At 40.2% G+C, this 18,013-nt stretch carries 16 protein-coding genes and 1 pseudogene; 9 read left to right on the top strand and 8 right to left on the bottom strand.

What is annotated here, in order from left to right:
* Positions 1-1,918, top strand: a 1,918-nt coding sequence (locus RQ763_RS02305; protein WP_314150902.1) for a motility associated factor glycosyltransferase family protein, incomplete at its 5' end; no start/stop codon positions are given.
* A gap of 73 nt (positions 1,919-1,991) precedes the next feature.
* Here RQ763_RS02305 and RQ763_RS02300 read toward each other — a convergent pair.
* The gene (locus RQ763_RS02300; protein ID WP_314150901.1) at positions 1,992-2,825 is read right to left on the bottom strand and encodes a flagellin; all 834 of its coding nucleotides are present in this window, start codon (positions 2,823-2,825) and stop codon (positions 1,992-1,994) included.
* 220 nt (positions 2,826-3,045) lie between these two features.
* Between RQ763_RS02300 and topA the strand changes: the two genes are divergently transcribed.
* The 5 genes from topA to RQ763_RS02275 are packed head-to-tail and all read left to right on the top strand — an operon-like array spanning position 3,046 to position 8,255.
* Positions 3,046-5,271, top strand: coding sequence for a type I DNA topoisomerase (gene topA, locus RQ763_RS02295; RefSeq protein ID WP_314150899.1), 2,226 nt, complete (start codon positions 3,046-3,048; stop codon positions 5,269-5,271).
* A gap of 8 nt (positions 5,272-5,279) precedes the next feature.
* Positions 5,280-5,804: a YfcE family phosphodiesterase gene (locus RQ763_RS02290; RefSeq protein WP_314150898.1), complete on the top strand. Its 525-nt coding sequence runs from the start codon at positions 5,280-5,282 to the stop codon at positions 5,802-5,804.
* Entirely contained in the window at positions 5,797-6,642 is an 846-nt protein-coding gene (locus RQ763_RS02285; protein WP_314150897.1) for a biotin synthase, read from the top strand. The genes RQ763_RS02290 and RQ763_RS02285 overlap by 8 nt, the downstream gene beginning before the upstream one ends.
* A 4-nt stretch (positions 6,643-6,646) precedes the next feature.
* Positions 6,647-7,810 carry a cation:proton antiporter gene (locus RQ763_RS02280; RefSeq protein WP_314150895.1) on the top strand — a complete coding sequence of 388 codons (1,164 nt, stop codon included), beginning with the start codon at positions 6,647-6,649 and terminating at the stop codon, positions 7,808-7,810.
* A 34-nt stretch (positions 7,811-7,844) separates the two neighbouring features.
* Positions 7,845-8,255: a thioredoxin family protein gene (locus RQ763_RS02275; RefSeq protein ID WP_314150893.1), complete on the top strand. Its 411-nt coding sequence runs from the start codon at positions 7,845-7,847 to the stop codon at positions 8,253-8,255.
* 6 nt (positions 8,256-8,261) lie between these two features.
* Here RQ763_RS02275 and RQ763_RS02270 read toward each other — a convergent pair whose 3' ends face one another.
* Positions 8,262-9,215, bottom strand: a complete 954-nt coding sequence (locus tag RQ763_RS02270; protein ID WP_314150892.1) for an NAD(P)-binding domain-containing protein — start codon at positions 9,213-9,215, stop codon at positions 8,262-8,264.
* 85 nt (positions 9,216-9,300) lie between these two features.
* Between RQ763_RS02270 and RQ763_RS02265 the strand changes: the two genes are divergently transcribed.
* Together RQ763_RS02265 and asnB are read left to right on the top strand one after the other, a co-directional pair.
* Positions 9,301-9,891 (top strand): class I SAM-dependent methyltransferase, encoded by a 591-nt coding sequence (locus RQ763_RS02265; RefSeq protein ID WP_314150891.1) that lies wholly within the window; start codon positions 9,301-9,303, stop codon positions 9,889-9,891.
* Positions 9,891-11,696 (top strand): asparagine synthase (glutamine-hydrolyzing), encoded by a 1,806-nt coding sequence (asnB, locus tag RQ763_RS02260; protein ID WP_314150889.1) that lies wholly within the window; start codon positions 9,891-9,893, stop codon positions 11,694-11,696. The genes RQ763_RS02265 and asnB overlap by 1 nt, the downstream gene beginning before the upstream one ends.
* On the opposite strand, the gene RQ763_RS02255 is transcribed toward asnB, so the two are convergent.
* A complete protein-coding gene (locus tag RQ763_RS02255; protein ID WP_314150888.1) occupies positions 11,693-12,349 on the bottom strand; it encodes a carbonic anhydrase in 657 nt (218 codons plus the stop codon). The two genes, asnB and RQ763_RS02255, sit on opposite strands and share 4 nt — an antisense overlap.
* An 85-nt stretch (positions 12,350-12,434) precedes the next feature.
* Positions 12,435-13,886 (bottom strand): acetyl-CoA carboxylase biotin carboxylase subunit, encoded by a 1,452-nt coding sequence (locus RQ763_RS02250; protein WP_314150887.1) that lies wholly within the window; start codon positions 13,884-13,886, stop codon positions 12,435-12,437.
* Positions 13,887-14,036: 150 nt separating this feature from the next.
* On the opposite strand from RQ763_RS02250, the gene RQ763_RS02245 reads away from it, so the two are divergent.
* A complete protein-coding gene (locus RQ763_RS02245; RefSeq protein WP_314150886.1) occupies positions 14,037-14,912 on the top strand; it encodes an AraC family transcriptional regulator in 876 nt (291 codons plus the stop codon).
* On the opposite strand, the gene RQ763_RS02240 is transcribed toward RQ763_RS02245, so the two are convergent.
* The 4 genes and pseudogenes from RQ763_RS02240 to RQ763_RS02225 form a co-directional block, all read right to left on the bottom strand.
* Positions 14,902-15,801 (bottom strand): class I SAM-dependent methyltransferase, encoded by a 900-nt coding sequence (locus RQ763_RS02240; RefSeq protein WP_314150885.1) that lies wholly within the window; start codon positions 15,799-15,801, stop codon positions 14,902-14,904. The genes RQ763_RS02245 and RQ763_RS02240 overlap by 11 nt on opposite strands.
* A complete protein-coding gene (upp, locus tag RQ763_RS02235; RefSeq protein ID WP_314150884.1) occupies positions 15,802-16,428 on the bottom strand; it encodes a uracil phosphoribosyltransferase in 627 nt (208 codons plus the stop codon).
* Positions 16,429-16,486: 58 nt separating this feature from the next.
* Positions 16,487-17,806 (bottom strand): aminotransferase class V-fold PLP-dependent enzyme, encoded by a 1,320-nt coding sequence (locus RQ763_RS02230; RefSeq protein ID WP_314150883.1) that lies wholly within the window; start codon positions 17,804-17,806, stop codon positions 16,487-16,489.
* Positions 17,799-18,013, bottom strand: a pseudogene (locus RQ763_RS02225) (nitrite/sulfite reductase); the annotation flags it as partial. The pseudogene RQ763_RS02225 and the gene RQ763_RS02230, both read right to left, overlap by 8 nt.

The raw sequence follows: 18,013 nt of genomic DNA, 5'->3' as shown, positions 1-18,013 counted from the left end.
GCAAGAATTCAATTTAGCACTTGAAAACGGTAGCTATACGCCGAGATACGATTTAGAGTATATAAAAACTTACTTTGATGTCAAAGAGCTAAAAAGCGGTCGATATCTTTACAATAATGATAGCCATGAGATATCCAAAGAGCTATGCAAACAAGTAGATTTTTATAAAAATTCATATAGCTTTGAAGGTTTCCCTTTATACAAATTTTCAGATGAGCGGCTAGCAAATCTAGATGATAAAAGCAGTGGTTTTGAAGGCATTTTTCCTGTAATGAATTATTATATTGATAATATAGATGAGAGTGATGAGATGAACAGTATTGAAAAATTCATCTTTATAGGTATCGGCTTAGGAGTTCATATTCCTCTTATAAATGAAAAAATTAAAGCAAAAGAGTATTTAATTATTGAGGATGATATTGAGCTTTTTAGGCTCTCACTTTTTATAACCTCTTACTTTGATATTGCAAAAAATTCCAAACTCTACTTCTCTATAGGAGATGATGAAAATATTTTTCTTACTCAAATGAATAGGTTTTTAGAAAATACATTTTTTTATAACCGATATCTGAAGTACTCTTACTTTCCGGCACACTCAAACAACAAAATAAAGCAGATTCAAAATGCCCTCACATCACAATCATTTACTGTATTTCCATACAAAACGCAACTCAAAAAAATATTACGCCCTCTAGAGTATATGAATAACGGGTATAGAGTACTGGATCTCTCAAGACACTTTGAGGATTCTATATTTTCAAAAAAGCCTGTACTCCTAATCACTGCCGGTCCTTCGCTTAAAAAAAATATTGATTGGTTGAGGGCAAATCATAAAAAGTTTATTATTATTACCGTAACGGCAACGCTTAAAACTCTATATGACAACGACATTGTTCCGGATGTTGTTGCACATATTGATGGATTTGAAGCCTCACTGCCCCACTTAGAAAGTTTTCCGATTAAAGAGTTTTTGAAAGATAGCATTATTATATTAGGATCTTTTTCACCGGCAAAAATGAGAGATATCTTCTCAAAAGAACAAATCTATTATTATGAAGACCAAGTTAATTATTTTCAAAATTTTGGACAATTCTCTGGAGGAAGATGTGTAGGCTCCTCTACTCTCTTGCTTTCACTTATGCTTAATGCCAAAGAACTCTACCTGCTCGGGCAAGACCTGGCAGTTGATCAAGAGAGCGGATCTACCCACTCTGAGGATCATATATATAGCTCTAAAAATGACATGTTAGCAAAAGACAATCTAGAAAATGTTATGTCACTTAGAAAAAATCTTTTCCCTGTAAAAGGAAACTTTACGGAGACTGTATATACTACATCACTGTTTCATGGATCTATACAATCTCTCTATACTGGTATACCGAGATTAAAACTGCAAGATCAAACCATTTATAATCTCAATGATGGAGCATCTATACACTTAAGCACTCCAAAAAATGTACAAGATATCAATACAGACTCATTTAAAACAATTAACAAACAGGAACTTATTGCTTCTGTGCATGATCTTCTGAATAAACACTCTTCCAAAGAGTTAAGTAGGGATGATATGGAACTCATAAAAAAAAGACTTACCTACTCAAAAGAGATAAAAAATAAAATTCTTAAATATATAGAAAAGGTTTCAAAAACAAATAAAGATACTTATCTTTATGATTTACTGGGCATAACATCTAAGCTTTTATCCAGAAATGACAACATAAGCAATAATCTTACTACCATTTATCACAGCTATTTCAGCTATGTATTGCCTATAATTATGGATTTTTTCAATACCAAAGGGCTGAAAAATAGCAAAAAACATATAAAGATATTTAATGGCTTTATAGAGAGAGAGCTTCTTGATATAGAAAATATTTATGAAAAGAATTTTGAAGATTTTATAAAAGAGCGGTGTTAGAAATATGGTGAGATTAAAATCTCACCATATCGTTTAAAGAAACGTCCTCGCAGCTTACGCTGCTTTATTTAGACTACTGAAGTAGTCTAAGAACGTTTTGTTGAACAGCGTTAGCCTGACTCATAGCATATGAACCAGATTGTGCCAAGATATTGTGTTTTGCAAAGTTTGCAGACTCAGCAGCAAAGTCAACATCACGAATATTTGATTCAGCCGCTTTAACGTTTACTTGAGTTACAGAGATATTTCTAACTGTCGACTCTAGTCTGTTTTGCGCAGCACCAAGATTAGCACGAAGACCATCAATCGCAACTATAGCTGTGTCCATATTTGAGATTGTCGCTTCCGCTAATGTCTGCGTATTTACCTCATAAGTACCTGCAGTACCAACTATCGCTGTGACCTGCGCATCTGCTATTGTTACAGATTGTGTCTCATTTGAATAAGCACCGGTATGGAATGTAAACGCTCCTGCATTTCCACCAGTTGCGTCCAAAAGGTTAATACCATTAAACGAAGTTGTAGTGGCAATATCATCCGCTTGTGACATAAGAGCCGTAATCTCTCCAGAGATATAACCACGAGAAGTAGTACTCTGAGTATCATTGGCTGCTTGAACAGCAAGTGTTCTAACTCTGTTTAAGATATTTCCATACTCTTCAAGAGCACCATCAGCCGTTTGGATAAGACCGATACCATCATTTGCATTTCTAATCGCCTGACCAAGACCATTTGATTGAGCTGAAAGTTGGTTTGCAATTGCAAGACCAGCAGAATCGTCAGCCGCTCTGTTGATTCTTAAGCCTGAAGAAAGAGCGTTAAGACTTTTGTCAAGTCCGATATTGTTGTTTGTAGCACTTCTGTGTGCGTTCATCGCACCAATGTTTGTGTTAATTCTAAATCCCATAATAAATCCTTTTCGGGTAGAGCCTTGGCTCTAAGTTAATTTTTATCTCGGCTTCCTTGCCTTGATGTTAGTAAATCGACAGCAAGAAAAATAACTTTAATAAATTTACAAACATTTTTAAAAAAAGATAAGGTTTTTACTATTTATACTTTTTTTGCTACACTTCCAAACTTAAAAATCACTTCACTATATATAATGTATAGCACAATAGGAAAACTATTTGAACTTAATTATCGTCGAATCACCCGCTAAAGCCAAGACCATTAAAAACTTTCTCGGCAAAGATTATGAGGTCATCGCTTCAAAAGGTCATATACGGGACCTTCCAAAATCCCGTTTTGGAATCACTATAGATGAGGAGAACCATCTTGTCCCCGCTTATAGTGTTGCAAAAGAGAACGCCGCAATCGTAAAAGAGATAAACGCTTTGGCAAAAAAGAGTGACACGATATACATCGCGACCGATGAGGATCGCGAGGGTGAAGCTATTGGGTGGCATATTGCCCATGCTATCAAAAGAGACCCTGAGACACTCCCTAGAATAGTCTTTCATGAGATAACAAAAACCGCGATAAATAACGCCCTCTTAAACGCCCGCAAAATAGATATGGACATGGTAAACGCGCAGCAAGCACGCCGTATTTTAGACCGTGTCGTGGGGTATAAACTCTCCCCTCTGCTTAGTTCAAAGATCCAAAAAGGACTCTCCGCAGGTCGTGTTCAATCATCAACACTCAAGCTTGTAGTAGACCGTGAGAGAGAGATAAAAGCGTTTGTGCCTGAGGAGTTCTGGACAATAGATACGCTTTTTAAAAAAGATATTGAAGCGACACTCATAGCCCATAAACAAGAGAAACTATCAAAGCTCTCTATAAAAAACAAAGAAGAGGCTGATGCTATCGTAGAGAGCGTAAAAGCCGACTCGTTTGTTATCTCAAAGATTGAAACAAAGGAGAGAAAAAGTGCGACTCCTCCGCCTTTTATGACTTCAACACTACAACAGACCGCTTCAAGCAAACTGGGATTTACCCCTAAAAAAACGATGATGGTAGCGCAAGCACTTTATGAGGGTGTTAAAACTCCAAGCGGAACAAGCGGTGTTATTACCTACATGAGAACAGATTCACTCAACCTTGCGCAAGAGGCTGTAAGTGCAGTTCGCGGCGTAATTGAGAGCAGATTTGGAAAGAAATATCTTCCTGATGAACCTAAAGTCTATACTAAAAAAGCAAAAGGCGCGCAAGAGGCTCACGAAGCAATCCGCCCAACCACGCTTGCGTTTACTCCCGAAGTAGCAGCATCATTTCTAAAACCTGATGAGATAAAACTCTACCGCCTTATATATGAGCGCTTTATGGCTTGTCAGATGAACGACGCACTCTTTGAGCAGCAAAGCATCATCTTCAGCGGAAAAGAGAACGAATACAGAGCAAGCGGAAGAAAGCTCCTCTTTGACGGTTTTTACGCACTCACGGGAGCCGAAGACAAAGACAAGCTCCTCCCTGCGCTTAAAGAGAGAGAGGGTGCTGAGATACAAAAAGTAAAACAGGAGCAGCACTTTACAGAGCCGCCTGCTCGCTACTCCGAAGCGGCGCTCATCAAAAAACTTGAGAGCGAGGGAATCGGACGTCCTTCAACTTACGCTCCGACTATTGCGACTCTTAGCAACAGAACATATGTGACCATCGAGAAAAAGCAGATCATCCCGACAGAGATAGCTTTTACGGTTACCGAGATACTGGAAAAACACTTTCCAAACATTGTTGATGTCTCTTTTACGGCGAACATGGAAGAGAAGCTGGATGAAGTTGCAGAGGGACAAAACGACTGGCAAAAACTGCTGAGTGATTTCTACTTTGAGTTTGACGAGAAGGTAAAAGAGGGTAAAGAGAAGATAGTTTCGCTCAAAATTGCAACGCCTCTTGGTCGCCCTTGCCCTAAATGCGGCGAAGAGCTGCTTCTTCGCTCCGGAAGATTTGGAGAGTTCATTGCATGCAGCGGCTTTCCAAAGTGTAAATATACAGAGCAGGTTGAGGGCGAAGCAAAAGAGGGCGAAGAGAAATCAAACGCACATACGAGCGACGAAATATGCGACAAATGCGGCAAAGAGATGGTTATTAAGAGCGGCAGAAACGGTCAGTTTTTAGCATGCAGCGGATATCCTGAGTGTAAAAACACAAAGAGCATAAACGTAGAGGAGAAAATAAGCGAGACTCCATGTCCTGATTGTGGTGGCAAAATAAGCCTTAAAAACTCAAGACGCGGTCCGTTCTGGGGATGTGAAAACTACCCTAAATGTACTTTCATCTCCAAATTTGAACCTACAACCATCAAGTGTAAAGAAAAAGGGTGCGGTGGCGCTTTGGCAAGAAGAACATACAGAGGCAAAGAGGTTTACGAGTGTATAAAGTGTAAAACTAGAACGCCAGTTGAAGATATAGAGTAGAGACGACCATGAAAATAGGTATCATTGCAGACACTCATACTAAGGTGAAAAAAGCCAAAAGAGCGATTGATACCCTTATAAAAGACGGCGCTGAATTTATGCTGCATGCGGGCGATATAGTAGATGTCGAAGTTCTTCATCTCTTGCAAGAGAGCGGATTGAGATATGAAGCGGTTTATGGAAACAATGACGCGCATCTGGCGCAATTTCACAACCAGTTCAATCTCGTCCAAGAGCCATACTACTTCAAACTTGCAGATACAAAGTTTAAACTGATGCATCTCCCTTTTTATATGGCTCCCGATACGGATGTTGTCATATTTGCACATACACATGAGTTTTCGCTCGAGTTTACAGGAAATACCCTCTTCTTAAATTCAGGAGAAGTTTGCGCCAGAAATAAGCCGCTCTCTGAGTGGGCAATGCTAGAGATACAAGAAAGTGAGTTTGTGGTAACAAGATATACAAGAGCAAACAAGAGTGAAGAGATAAAAAAAGAAGAGTTTAAATTTATAAGGCAAAACCGTGAATAAAGAGATATTTTTATGCGCAATCTGCAACATAAACAGCGGTACATGCAATGAAGATTGTAAGTTTTGCTCCCAAAGCGTGCGTTACAAAGCGGACATAGAGCGCTACAAGCAAAAAGATATGGAGCTTATTTTACAAGAGGCAAGAATGGCGCAGCAAAACGGTGCTTTGGGCTTTTGTCTTGTAACTGCCGATAAAGGGCTTAATGAAAAAACGCTCTCTTTTGTCTGCTCTATAGCTGAGATTTTAACAAAAGAAGTTCCGCAACTTAGGCTCATTGCATGTAACGGCACGGCAACTCTTGAGCAGCTTCTTACACTCAAAAATGCGGGCATAAAAGCCTACAACCACAATCTTGAAACCTCAAAAGAGTTCTACCCAAAAATCTGCACAACCCACTCTTGGGATGAGAGATATGAGACTTGCCAAAATGTAAACAGAGCCGGCTTGGTTCTTATCAGCGGCGGAATTTTCGGGCTTGGGGAGACGCATGAAGACAGAATCTCAATGATTGAGTCACTAAAGTCACTCAATCCCACATCCGTTCCTATAAACTTCTACCACCATAACGAAGCGTTGGAACTTAAACCAAATCCTCTGAGTGTCGACGAAGCGCTCTCTTTGGTAGAACTCACGCGGGAGATGATTCCAAATGCCGAGCGGATTATGGTCGCCGGAGGCAGGGAGCTAATGTTTGGCGAGAGACAAAGCGAGATTTTTTCGCATGGAGCAAACTCCATAGTCATCGGGAACTACCTTACAACCAGGGGACGTGAGATGAGCAAAGATTTACAAATGCTCAAATCATTGGGTCTAAAAATAGCAAAAGCGGTGCAATAAAACCATGCATGAAAATGTCTTACTTGTAGTAACTATCTCTCTTATCATCATATTTTCGCCGTTTTTTGCGAAGCTTTTAAAGCTTCCGACCACCCCTATTGAGATTATCTTTGGAGCTATCTTTGCCTATGTCGGCTTTTTGCATGAGGAGCACCTTTTTGCAATAGTTGCCGAACTTGGATTTTTATACCTGATGTTTATCGCCGGGACAGAGATCAATCTAAAAAATACTCTAAAGACACCAAGAGAGTTGATAAAGAAAATCGTCATCTATCTTGTTATTTTGTACGCATTTTCCATCGCTCTTTCTCTCTACCTTGATCTTGGAAAGATATTTATGGTGCTTATGCCTCTTATCTCAGTGGGACTTATTGCTACGCTCTCAAAAGAGTACGGCAAGACTCCGTGGCTCTCGCTCTCTATGACGGCAGGGGCGATAGGCGAAATAGTTAGCATAGGCTTTTTGACTCTCACGTCTGCGGCACTTCAGTCGGGTCTAGGAGTGGGGCTTGTTAAGACAATATTTGCGCTTGCTCTCTTCTTGCTCTTTATGTTTTTGCTCTTTCGCGCTATGGAGCTTCTCTTTTGGTGGTTTCCACAGGTCTCAACATCTCTTATGCCGCATGATGACAACAAAGAACAGGATATCAGGCTCTCCATGGGGATATTCTTCCTTCTTGTCGGCGCGATGCTCTATCTGGATTTAGAGCTTGCCTTTGGCGCATTTTTGGCGGGGATTTTTATTCCTACCTTTTTTGAACATAAACATGAGCTGCCCGAAAAACTCGCCTCCTTCGGCTTTGGATTTTTGGTGCCTATATTTTTCATCCATATCGGAAGTTCATTTAACCTAGAGATGTTATTTATGGAAGGCCTTATAACAAAAGCGCTCTTTATCACGCTTGCTATGACGCTTATGAGACTGGTAGCTTCATTGGTTTTTATAAAGGATCTCGGTTTTGTCGATGCCATCCTTATGGGGCTCTCACACTCTATGCCACTGACACTTCTTATAGCAATGGCAACTCTTGCATATAATGCAAACAGCATAGACGAGCTTCACTACTACGCTCTTATTTTAGCTTCTCTTTTTCAGGCGATCGCTATAATGATCATTATCAAGTTGATAAACAACTACAAAATAAAAAAAGGCATAGAGCCTGCTTGATAATTTTGCCAACCCAACAGAAAGGGGATAGCCTATGAAAGCTCTGCTAGCGTTTTTACTTACTGTTTTAATAGCCTCTGCGCAAAGCTACAAAGAGTTTGCCAAAGAGATGGGGTACGAGACAAACTACAACAGAGCACTCAAAAAAGCAAAAGATGAGAACAAAGGGCTTATGGTATTTATGGTCACAAACAACTGCCCTTGGTGTATAAGATTTGAAAAAACGACACTCTCGGATAAAACTATAGATGAACTTATAAAGAGAAAGTATATCCCTCTCATTATAAACAAAAAAGAGGGAGGATTTCCGCCCTACCTCAACACTCCCATAGTGCCTACAACCTACATAATAGACCCAAAAGATGAGAAGTCTGGCTATGAGAGAATGGGTTTTATGGGTAAGGCAGAGTTTTTAGAGCTCTTTGAAGAGCTAGAGCTAGAGTAGCTCTCTCTACACCTCTTGCCCCTGTATATGACATGCAATCGCATATCCGTGGTTCAGCCCAAGAGCTATGCTTCCGCCTGATTCTTGCGTTATATCACCTGCTACAAAAAGTCCTTTGACATTTGTCTCATAATTCTCGTCATGAACAGGTTTGCCATCCTCCTCTTTTATGCCAGAACTTGCCAAAAATGCGCTTGGTGTCGTACCGCCGATGGCATAAATGACTCTATCAAAAACACGAGACTCAATTGTGTCAAAGTTAACTTTTACTCTCTCATTATCACTCTCTAGTGAGACAATATCCACTCCCAAAAGCGCCTCAACTTCTTTGTAGGCGATAGCATTTGCAATATCTCTTTGGTTTGTCGGATTAGCACGCCTAAAACTCTCACGTCTGTAGCAGATTGTGACCTCATTTTTCGCGCTCAAATCAACCGCATACTCTATCGCACTGTCTCCACCGCCGACAACCAGAACCTTCTCTCCGCCAAGGCACCCCTCAAGCGTAAAACCAACTCTCTTTTTAATCTCTAATGGTATCTTGTAGTCTGGTTTATTGGGTTTTCCCATTCTGCCTATGGTGACCACGACATATTTTGCATTGATGCTGCCGCCCGCTATAAAAACCTCAAAATAACCATCTCTTTTTTCTATCTTTTGCACCTCTGTGTGGGTTTTAAGCTCCACGGAGTGATTTGCCAAGATCTCATCAAAAAAGTCCAAAGTGCTCTCTTTTGTTCCATCCACAAAGTAGATTCTGCCGTCAAGCTCAACTTTTTTGCCCTTCCAATCCTTGTCTACTCTTTTATTATCCTTGTAATATTTTCGTATGGTGGAGTTGTGATTTTCATCTTTTTCTAGCAAAACTATACCCCTAATGCCCTGCAGATAACTCTCAACAGCCGTTGCAATTCCAGCCGGACCGGCACCTATGATAGCTAGGTTATAGATATGACTCATAATAAATCCTTTGAAACAATTAGACCTATTTTATACTATAATTTGCAAATGAAATCAAAAAATATTAACATTAAACTCTATAATCATGCCTCGCGTTGATAGCCAAAAATTCTACTCATCAGCCATAGACAAATACGGCATAAGCGCAAAAGGGGTAAACTGGCACTCAAAAGAGTCTCAACAACTGCGCTTTGATATTCTTCTGGAGATGCTCCCAGGTGATTTAAGCCCCTACCGCATTGCGGATGCCGGATGTGGATTTGGCGATTTGTATCTCTACATGCAAAAGAAAAAAAGAGTGCCAAAAGAGTACATCGGCATAGACTCCCTTCCTGACATGTACTCCATTGCAAGCGAGAGAACAGGGTGTGAAATACTCATAGCAGACATCTGCAAAGAGATACTTCCCCCTGCTGATTTTTACGTCTGCAGCGGCGCTATGAATGTTTTAGAGGAGTTTGAGACGCACCTTTTTGTGCAAAACTGCTTTAACGCTTCTAGAGTCGGCTTTCTCTTTAACGTGCTTCATGGAGAGAAAAATAGCGAAACATACAACTACCTTACGACTGCCCAGATAGAGCAGATGGCAGTACATTTGGGCGTTAAAAAGGTAATACTGAGAGATGATTACATGCAAGACGATATAACCGTCGCTTTTTTGAAAGATAGTATCTAGTGTGTGGAGTCTTTGGGATTTTAGGAAAGTATGATGCGAGCGTTGCAAAAGCTGCTCTTGGCAAACTCACCCACAGAGGACCGGACTTTTGCGGAGTCGTTGAGAGAGAGAACCTCTTTTTTGCGCATCAGCGCCTCGGCATAATCGACACTCATGCACGCTCAAACCAGCCGCTCTCCCATGAGAAAATCCTGCTCTCGTTTAACGGAGAGATCTACAACTTCAAAGAGCTTAGAGATGAGCTCAAAAACGATTTTGACTTTAAATCGCAAAGTGAGGGCGAGGTTATCATTGCGGCATATCTTAAGTGGGGAGTCGGTTTTGTAGCGTACTTGCGCGGCATGTTTGCAATCGCACTTTTAGACGATGAGACGCTTTACCTTTTTCGCGATAGACTGGGCAAAAAACCGCTCTTTTACCTCCATAACAAATCTTTTATATTTGCTTCTGAGATAAAAGCGCTTCTGCCCTTTTTGCAAAAAGTTGAGATGGATGAGGATGCGCTTCTTAGCTACCTCTCATTTTTGGCTCCCACTCCTCCCTTTACATTTTTTAAAAATATCAAAAAATTAGCCGCGGGAGAGTACCTTACTTTTAGAGATAAAAAAGTTGAACTCAAACGCTACTTTGACCTGCTTGATGCTAAAGTAAACCTCATAACAGACAGAGATGAAGCCGTGTTCAAGCTAGAAAATATTCTGCAAGAGTCCATAAACATGAGACTTAGCGCAGATGTTCCCATGGCATCGCTTCTCTCAGGCGGAATCGACAGTGCTCTAATAAACGCCTTTGCCCTAAAAAATGGCACAAAACTGCAGACCTATACGCTGGGCTACAAAGATTTTGCAAAATATGATGAGAGGCAAAATGCAAAGGAGAGTGCGGAGTTTTTAGGAGTCTCAAACCAAGAGGTCGAGATTTCACAAAACGACTTTATCGATGCGCTTGACAAAACTCTTGATGCGCTAGATGAGCCGCTAAATGACCCTGCCGCAGTTCCTCTTTACCTCCTATTTGAGCGCATAAAACAGGACGGTTTCAAAGTGGTTTTAAGCGGAGAGGGAAGCGATGAACTCTTTTTGGGGTACAGGCAATATTTTGAATTTTTAGATGTGCAGTCATTAACAAAACTCAAAAACAAAAACTGGCTTAGCAACTATTTTCACTCTAACTTCTCGATGAACAGGGAGTGGGAGAGGTACAAAAGGGTATTTGACGACACGCTACTGTTTCGCACCACGGGCGAGAGTTTCACAGACCTGCAAAAAAATATGCTTATGAGAAGAAATGTCAGAGATAATGAATCGCTCAAATATATAAAGAGCTATAGAGATAGGTTTGAGAACTCAAGCCATAATGATGAGAGCATCTGGTACAGCTATATTGATTTGAATCTTTTTCAAGCCGAACACTTTTTGAGTAAACTTGACCGTATCAGCATGGCGCACTCCATAGAATCGCGCACCCCTTTTTTAGACCATAAGTTTGCATCCGCTCTATTCTCGATTGACCCAAAACTCCGTTACGAGGATGGCATCACCAAATCGCTTCTCAAATCAATCGCAAAGCCTTATCTGGGCGAAAAAATTATCTCTCGCAGAAAAAAGGGTTTCTCTAACCCCTACATGGAGTATTTACTAGAGAGCAAAAAGATTGAGCTTATCAGAGAGGTAAACGACAAGAGTGGGATTTTTAAAAAAGATGCAATTGAGGAGTATATTCAAAAGGCTTCAAGAGGCGCTTTTAAACAGCATGTTTGGGGGCTTTATGTACTTAGCGTTTGGATTAAAAAGTATCTGCTCTAGCTCTCTCTTTTGAGTGAGCTAAGCGGCAAAAACTGTGAAATCTCAGGGTCGTAGTACTCTATCTCTCCACTCTCGATATCATAAACCCAGCCGTGAATTGCAATTTCATTGCTGTCTATTCTCTTTTTAACAGAGGGGTATGTAAAAAGATTTTCAAGTTGAGAGATGACTGAGAGTTTTTCTGTCAGACGTAGAAGCTCTGTTTTATCTGCGTTGAGTCCAAGCGCTAAAATAGCCTGTGATTTTGCGCTCTCTCCTAAGGTAAGCCATGTTTTTGTATGGACAAGCTCGGGATCATCGCTGCAGCTCTTGTTATGGATAGCCTCTATCGCCCCGCACTTTGTATGACCGCACACTATGATATTTTTTACCTTAAGCACACTCACAGCGTACTCAATAGCAGATGCAGTTGAGTGAAAATCCTCATCGGGCTTATATGGTGCGACAAAATTTCCGATATTTCTAACGACAAAAAGATCACCCGGCGCACTGTTTGTCATCAAATCGGGCACGACTCTTGAGTCAGAACAGCCTATATAGAGCGCTTTTGGCGTCTGTCCCTTTGTAGCAAGCTCCAAAAACTCTTTCTCATGAGCCTTGAAATAACTTTTACGAAAGAGCTCGTTCCCCTGAATAATGTTGTAGTGAGTCATGGTAAAACCTTTTGTCTTTTGAGGCAAAATTATATCGAAAGAAAAGAAACCTCTTAATTTCTCTAAAACTTGCATTTTGTAACTATTAATGTCTTACTATAAGCTTGTGTTCTTTAATCTTATTTATAATATCTGCGATAAAAGAGCTCTTTTTTTCCTCTTGGGCTATAGATTTTGTAGCTTTTAGATTAAATATTTCCATTTTTTTATCAAGATAGCTTGTATCTAGTTTTCCTGCGATAAAATCAGCATCTTTTACTATCTCTCTATGAAGAGACAAGTTTGTAATAACGCCGTCGATGTAAAATTCATCTAAAGCTCTTGAGGCTTTCTTTACAGCGCCTTCCCAGTCAAGCGCCCAAACGATAAGCTTTCCAACCATTGAGTCATAGTTTGGAGGAATTGTGTATCCTGCATACGCACTTGAGTCAATTCTTACACCAGGACCGCCCGGAGTGATGTAGTTTGTGATAGTCCCGATTGATGGCATAAAGTTGTTTTGAGGATTTTCAGCGTTGATTCTAAACTCAATAGCGTATCCGCGGAAGTTAATCTCTTCTTGTAAAAATTTCAGCTTATCGCCCTCCGCAATCTCTATCATTCGCTGTATTATGTCTATTCCAGAGATAATCTCAGTTACGGGATGCTCAACCTGAACCCTTGTGTTCATCTCGATGAAGTAGATATTGTCGTCAACATCAAGCAGATACTCTACCGTTCCAACACTCTCGTAACCTAGCTTTAGCATAGCTTTTGTAGAGATTCTGTAAAGCTCTTTTCTAGCTTCAGGGCTTAGTCTAGGAGATGGAGCGATTTCGATAACCTTTTGGTGACGTCTCTGAATCGAACAATCTCTCTCGCCCAAGTGTACAACATTACCGTATTTGTCGGCAACAATCTGGATTTCTATATGTCTTGGATTTTCAACATATTTCTCGATGAAAACCTCTCCTTTTCCAAAATATTTTATCGCTTCATTTGTTGCCGAGTCAAACATCTCATCAAACAGTTTTGCGCTTTTAACGATTCTCATACCTCTTCCGCCGCCGCCAAAAGCAGCTTTTATAATAACAGGAAAACCTATTTGAGTAGCAACTCTTGCACCCTCTGCTTTATCTGTAACCGGCTCATCTGTTCCTTCCAAAACTGGAACACCGATCGCTTTCATTGCAACTTTTGAAGCCATTTTGTCACCAAAAAGTGCGATGTGTGCAGGTTTTGGACCGATAAAAATAAGTCCTCTGTCTTCACAAGCCTGTGCAAACTCTGCATTTTCAGACAAAAAGCCATATCCAGGGTGAATAGCATCACAACCTGCTTTTAGCGCTAGAGTGATAATGCGGTCATAGTCAAGATAAGCTTGAAGCGCATCTCCCATAATAGGATAGCACTCGTCAGCTTTTTTTACCCAGATTCCCTCAACATCAACTTCTGAGAAGATAGCTACACTTTTAATATCCAACTCTTTACAAGCTCTAATAATTCTTAGGGCGATTTCGCCTCTGTTTGCAACAAGTATTTTGGTAATCTTTTTCATTATATGAACCTCGTGGATAAATTTGACGAAATTTTATACTTTTAAAAAAATAAATTCTTCACTATTTATGCTTATAAAGTTATCTATTATTGCTTTAAAAGTTATTAATAAGTGTTTAAAAAATAAATTATTTTTGCTACAATAGCTCTCATGAAAAAAGAGACTCTACAAAAAAGAGTACAAATAGCAAACGATATTATGTACTACATTTACACGCACATTGACACAAACATCAATATGGATGAGCTTAGTTCTGATTTGAAAGTCAGCAAGTTTCATATGCATAGAGTATTTAAAGATATATTTGGAAAAAATATCTATGAAAGTATAAAATCAATAAGACTTCAAAAAGCGTCAAATCTACTTTTGACAAATAAATACTCAACGATTACTGATGTGGCAAATATATGCGGTTACAGCTCTCAGACATCATTTTTGCGTGTTTTTAAAGAGCGATTTAGCATGACGCCAAAAGAATGGAAAAACGGCGGTTACAAAGAGTATTCACAGCATATTATCGAGCAATCCCCAAAAGCAAAAAAATCAACAGCAAAATTTGATAACTTAGAGCCTACTGTCGTGAAAATGCCTATAATAGAGAGCTACTACATAAGACACAGCGGCTACAATGCACAAATAAGCCGCACTTGGCAAAAACTTCAAACATGGATTTTCAGCAATAATATAACGGAGTATAAGCAGATTGCTCTTTTTCACGACAACCCGACCGTAACACCTCTTAATGAGTGCCAATATGTCGCATGCGTTGTTGTAGAAAAGGGAACAAAGGTAAAAAGCGACAGACTTCCAAAGTTCAATATCTCGGATGGGATTTACGCCAAGTTTGATTTGGTAGGAGAACAGGGAGATATGTTAAGATTTATCCAGTGGGTTTACCATGAGTGGCTGCCAAAAAGCGAGTATGAAACCACTACGAAACCGCCGTATGCAATTTACAAAAAAAACAACTATCTCTCCGAAGACAGCAGATTTGATATAAGCTTTTATCTCTCGATTAAATTTTGACCTGTGCGATTTTTCTCGCTGTTAAAAAGAGATAATCCTTCCCCGTCACTACTGCTCTGTACTTTTTTTGCTGGAGATACTTTTTGCAGAAGTGTATATCTTTTAGAACTAAACTAAGCTCGCTAAATGGATAATTGGGGGCTTTTGCGCCGTAGATCATCTCGCCCTCTATCCATCTGCAGTTTGGAAAACCAAGCACCATCGCACCGCCGCTTGCCAAGTAGTTTTGGTATATGGACATAAAAGTAGCGTTAAACTCTATGTTTGAGCTTTGAAGCGTACCGATGGAGATAATAAGGTCAAATCTTCCTAACTCCAGCTCACTAAGAGCGTTTACATCATGACAAAAAAACTCGACATTTTCATGTTGCGAAAACTCTTTTTTTGCAAACTCAATTGCCGAAGCGGAGTAATCAATGCCCACAAACTCAACAGTGCTAAACTCTTCGCACGTAAGCATCTCTTGTATCACTCTAAACTCGTCACCGCGGTTTACTCCGAGGTTTAAAACCCTCTTTTTACTCTTAACATCTATAAATTCCAATGCTTTTTTATAGTGGTACAAAAAACTGAACTGCTTTGTTTTGTCGATACTGAAAAAGTCGCTCTCTACGCCATACTTTTCTCTGCCGTTGTCTTTATCGTTATGAAAAGAGCTTTTTACATGTAGCTTTTGAAATCTTAAAATGGTTGTGTTTTCATCTTTTTTTATCGGGGTAAGAAGCTTCATAAAATAGAGCTGTGCCAGATCGACACAAGCCTTGTAGCCGATACTCTCTATATCGGACTCTAGGACCTCAGCCTCTACTATTTCACCACCCTCTACATCCAGAGCTTCAAAACACTCCAGTATCTCGTTTGAGGTTTTTCCCCGCAGGTCTATAGTCATCTACTGTTTTACGGTGTTGTAAGAGCGGTCACCCGCATCCCCAAGCCCAGGGATGATGAACTTGTCGCTATTTAAGCGCTCGTCTATCTGCGCGATATAGATATCTACTTCAGGATACGCCTTACTTACTTTCTCTAAACCCTCAGGCGAGCCTATGATATTTAGCGTGATTATCTTTAGCGGCTCTCTGCCCTTTATTAGCTCTAACGCGTCCATCATAGAACCACCCGTTGCAACCATCGGATCAACCAAGATAACAGTTTTTCCCTTGCAATCCGGAAGCCTGTCATAGTATAAAACGCTCTTGTGCGTCGTCTCATCCCTCTTCATAGCCAAAAATCCCGCAGATACCCCCGGCAGAAGGTCCACAGCGCTATCGAGCATCGGCATACCCGCACGCAAAACCGTTGCAACGACTATGTTGTCCTCATCTATAACAGTGTAGCTCTCTTTACCGCGCCATGTCGTTATGCTCTTTTGAGTAAAAACAGGCTCTTTTAACGCCTCATACATCAACTGCTTTGTAAGTTCACCAACCGTATGCCTAAAGCGAAGCGCGTCGCTACTCTGATCTCTTAGATGCATAATCAACGTTTTTGTAACCGGGTTTGACAATTCATAAACCATTTTGTGCCCTTGATATAAGCTTTTGCTAGATTGTACTATTGTAAATATTCAATAGCTCTTAATTTTTCATCTCGCAAATGGTTTTATTAAGCGCCGCAAGAAGATAATCAATATCGCTGATCTCTTGAGAAAAATGGATACTGATGCGGAGCCATCCCGGTTTCTCTTCTATGTCATGTTCATCCTCCAACCCCAAAAGATCATGCCCGTAGGGTCCTGCGCAAGAGCAGCCTGCGCGGGTCTGCAGACCATTTTTGCTTGACATGTTTGAGCATAGACTATATGGGTCTACTCCCTCTATATTAAAAGAGACTATCCCTATATTCTCCTCATCTATATTCCCATAAATAGTACAGCCTGGGATTTTCAATAAGCCCTCTATTAGATGTTTTAGGAGCCTGTTTTTCTCTTTTTTTATCCATGTAAACCCGATCTCATTGCGAAGCTGATATGCCAATGCCGCACGTATCAGCTGCAAGATGGGAGATGTCCCCGCATCCTCTCTGGACTCCTTTTCATCAATAAACTTATGAGAACTGCGGTCTACATACTCAACCGTTCCTCCGCCCGCAAACGATGGAGCGATACTCTCATCTATCAGAGATTTTCTTATAGCCAAAAGTCCGCATGAACCGGGACCTCCTATAAGTTTATGCGGAGATAGAAACATTACGTCATAAAAAGAGGATGGAACATTCATATATGGAGATGATGCAGCGCCGTCAAAACAGACAATTGCACCATATTTGCGAAGAAGCAGAGAGATCTTTTCATAAGGGGTGATAATGCCCGTTACATTTGAAGCTATACAAAATGCTCCTATTTTTTCTCTATCTCTGTTTTTTTTTAAAACATCCTCAAGCTCTTTTAAATCAACAATCCCTTTATCGTTAATTCCTATACGGACAATGTCGCACAACGCTTCGCGGTAGCTTACCTCGTTTGAGTGGTGCTCGTAGGGTCCGACTATTACCAACGGGCGTGATTCGCTGCAACTTTGGATATTGAATCTTTTACGAGTTGCAGGCGGAATATATATCCCCAAAATCTCCTGAAACCTCTTTATGGCTGCCGTTGCCCCACAACCAGAAGGTAAAATTGCAAAATCCAGTTCAAGTTTTAAAGAGCTCTTTAGATGTCTGCGTGCTTCTCTGTACAAAAGATCCGTTTTTGCAGCCATTGAAGCCTCTTTTGAGTGCGTATTTGCGTAAGTACCCAGCACCTCTACCATACGAGACTCTATGGTTTTATATGCCAACCCCGAAGCCGTATAATCAAAATAGTACTTTTTATGAACCCCTATAATATTCTTATTTATCTCCTCTTTTAGCTCTTTTTCATTACTTAAGAGAAGCGGTCTGAATATATCTTTACTCATAAATTATTCCGTAAGCATAATCATAAAAATTTTTGTAATGGCTCCCCTGATAACTCTCGATTATGCTCTCAACAACCATAAATGTATCATCTGCCGCAAATTTTATCCCCGTTTTTCTCCCAAAACTGCTCTTATCTCCCTCTAAATTTCCCCCCAAGATAAGCTCAAATCCTGAGACACTCTCGCCGTTCCTCTTCACTTTGCAAC

This window comes from Sulfurimonas sp. (genome assembly GCF_032250635.1).
Taxonomy (GTDB): Bacteria; Campylobacterota; Campylobacteria; order Campylobacterales; family Sulfurimonadaceae; genus Sulfurimonas.
This window is presented reverse-complemented; position numbering and strand designations above follow the sequence as displayed.

Bases quoted from the DNA above. Each gene is read 5' to 3' on its own strand.
- RQ763_RS02255 (WP_314150888.1), bottom strand. From the start codon at position 12,349: ATGACTCACTACAACATTATTCAGGGGAACGAGCTCTTTCGTAAAAGT.
- RQ763_RS02275 (WP_314150893.1), top strand. From the start codon at position 7,845: ATGAAAGCTCTGCTAGCGTTTTTACTTACTGTTTTAATAGCCTCTGCG.
- RQ763_RS02265 (WP_314150891.1), top strand. From the start codon at position 9,301: ATGCCTCGCGTTGATAGCCAAAAATTCTACTCATCAGCCATAGACAAA.
- RQ763_RS02290 (WP_314150898.1), top strand. From the start codon at position 5,280: ATGAAAATAGGTATCATTGCAGACACTCATACTAAGGTGAAAAAAGCC.
- RQ763_RS02250 (WP_314150887.1), bottom strand. From the start codon at position 13,886: ATGAAAAAGATTACCAAAATACTTGTTGCAAACAGAGGCGAAATCGCC.
- RQ763_RS02230 (WP_314150883.1), bottom strand. From the start codon at position 17,806: ATGAGTAAAGATATATTCAGACCGCTTCTCTTAAGTAATGAAAAAGAG.
- RQ763_RS02280 (WP_314150895.1), top strand. From the start codon at position 6,647: ATGCATGAAAATGTCTTACTTGTAGTAACTATCTCTCTTATCATCATA.
- RQ763_RS02245 (WP_314150886.1), top strand. From the start codon at position 14,037: ATGAAAAAAGAGACTCTACAAAAAAGAGTACAAATAGCAAACGATATT.
- RQ763_RS02300 (WP_314150901.1), bottom strand. From the start codon at position 2,825: ATGGGATTTAGAATTAACACAAACATTGGTGCGATGAACGCACACAGA.
- upp (WP_314150884.1), bottom strand. From the start codon at position 16,428: ATGGTTTATGAATTGTCAAACCCGGTTACAAAAACGTTGATTATGCAT.
- RQ763_RS02270 (WP_314150892.1), bottom strand. From the start codon at position 9,215: ATGAGTCATATCTATAACCTAGCTATCATAGGTGCCGGTCCGGCTGGA.
- RQ763_RS02240 (WP_314150885.1), bottom strand. From the start codon at position 15,801: ATGACTATAGACCTGCGGGGAAAAACCTCAAACGAGATACTGGAGTGT.